Annotated in this window: 2 protein-coding genes and 1 pseudogene; all 3 read left to right on the top strand. The window is 53.5% G+C overall.

Annotated elements, in window-relative coordinates; translation table 11 throughout:
- Positions 1–579: polysaccharide biosynthesis protein (locus ACK4HN_RS11875; RefSeq protein ID WP_409877756.1), on the top strand; the 579-nt coding region annotated here is incomplete at its 5' end.
- The gene (pseC, locus tag ACK4HN_RS11870) at positions 580–1,743 is read left to right on the top strand and encodes a UDP-4-amino-4,6-dideoxy-N-acetyl-beta-L-altrosamine transaminase (protein ID WP_409877754.1); all 1,164 of its coding nucleotides are present in this window, start codon (positions 580–582) and stop codon (positions 1,741–1,743) included.
- 59 nt (positions 1,744–1,802) lie between these two features.
- Positions 1,803–2,118: pseudogene (locus tag ACK4HN_RS11865) on the top strand (hypothetical protein); the annotation flags it as partial.

The raw sequence follows: 2,118 nt of genomic DNA, 5'->3' as shown, positions 1-2,118 counted from the left end.
GACAAGCTCTTCATTGCTGCCAATAACTTTGCCGGGCGTGAACTGCGCTTTAGTGTGGTTCGCTATGGCAATGTTATGGGATCACGCGGGTCTGTGATTCCCTTTTTCCTGAAAAAACGCTGTGAAGGTTGCCTACCGATTACGGATCCGGCAATGACTCGCTTCAATATCTCCCTTCAGGAGGGGGTTGAAATGGTGCTGTGGGCACTGGAAAACAGTTGGGGAGGTGAAATTTTTGTGCCCAAAATTCCCTCCTATCGCATTCTGGATGTAGCAGAGGCGATTTGTCCTGACTGCGAGCAGGCGATCGTTGGCATCCGACCCGGAGAAAAAATCCATGAGGAGATGATTACCACCTCCGATTCCTATACCACAGTTGACTTAGGCAAGTACTATGCCATTTTGCCCACCCAAGGACGTTTCACCATCGAGGAGTACTGCGCCAAAACGGGCGCAACGCGGGTCAAGCCGGGCTTTAGCTACAATTCAGGGAGTAACGATTGCTTTCTGACGGTAGAGGAGCTACGCACCCTGATTCGCCAGCACGTTGACCCCAACTTTATTCCAGGCAGAGGGTAAATGATCACCATTCCCTACGGTCGCCAAGACATTACTCCAGAGGATATTGCCGCTGTTGTTGAGGTATTGCAGTCGGATTGGCTGACCCAAGGCCCCAAGATTCCCGAATTTGAAGCAGCCCTGGCTAGGTATTGCGGTGCGCGGTACGCTGTGGTGGTGAGTAGTGCTACAGCAGCCCTTCACCTTGCCTGCATTGCCGCGGGTCTAAGGGAGGGCGATCGCCTATGGACATCCCCGATTACCTTTGTTGCCTCTGCTAACTGTGGCCTCTACTGCGGTGCCACGGTGGACTTTGTCGATATTGACCCCCACACCTACAATCTCAGTGTCTCTGCTCTTGCCAAAAAACTAGAAATCGCAGAAAAGCAGGGTACTCTCCCCAAAGTTGTCATTCCCGTTCACCTTGCCGGCCAATCCTGCGAGATGGCGGCTCTAGCGGAACTGGCTCAGACCTATGGCTTTACCCTCATTGAAGATGCCTCCCATGCCATTGGCGGTCAGTACCGCGGCCGACCCATTGGCTGCTGTGAATTCTCGACCATGGCCGTCTTTAGCTTTCACCCGGTGAAAATCATCACCACCGGTGAGGGGGGCGCTATTCTCACGAATGATCCAGACCTCTATCAGCGCCTCATCCGTCTGCGCAGCCACGGCATCACCCGCGATCCGCAGCAAATGGCGGGTGAGTCCCATGGTCCTTGGTATTACCAACAACTGGAATTGGGTTTTAACTACCGCATGACCGACCTCCAAGCCGCCCTTGGCCTCCAGCAACTCCAGCGCTTGGATGAGTTTGTCGAACGGCGTCGCCTTTTAGCCCAACGCTATCATCAATATCTGGCTGATCTGCCTGTTACCCTGCCCTTTCAGCATCCCGATACCCGCTCCAGTTGGCACCTGTATATTATTCGCCTCAAGCGGGAGCGGATTCGGATGTCCCATCGCGAAGTCTTTGAAGCCCTTCGTGCCCTTGGCATTGGGGTGAATCTCCACTACATTCCTGTCCATACCCAGCCCTACTATCGGCAATTAGGTTTTCAATGGGGAGATTTTCCTAACGCCGAAGCCTACTACCAAGAAGCAATTAGCTTACCCCTGTACTATGGACTGACCTTTGCTCAGCAGGATCAAGTGATTCAAACTCTCAAACACGTCTTGGCTTAGGACGGTGATTCCAACCGCTGCTCCCTTAGAATTGGAGATAGCTAACGTAGAAACATCTCATGGAGCAGGCAGAGATTATTGCCCTTATTCAGCGGGAGTTGCCTCGGCTCATCGCTCAAGACCCCAGCCTGAGGGACTTTGTGCTGCGCACGGTTTCAGAACTATACGTTCCTCGGCGGGAGGCAGATATTAAATTTGATCGCATCCTAGATGAGCTGCGGCGCGATCGCGAGGAACAGGCGCGCCGCTGGGAGGAACAAGCCCGTCGTTGGCACGAACAAGATCGCAAGTGGGAAGAACAAGTCCGCCGCTGGCACGAGCAAGATCGCAAATGGGAAGAACAAGTCCGCCGCTGGCACGAGCAAGATCGCAAAT

Source organism: Thermosynechococcus sp., assembly GCF_046299655.1.
Lineage (GTDB): Bacteria > Cyanobacteriota > Cyanobacteriia > Thermosynechococcales > Thermosynechococcaceae > Thermosynechococcus.
This window is presented reverse-complemented; position numbering and strand designations above follow the sequence as displayed.

Excerpts from the sequence above, each read along its gene's own strand:
- pseC (WP_409877754.1), top strand. The coding sequence starts at position 580 with ATGATCACCATTCCCTACGGTCGCCAAGACATTACTCCAGAGGATATT.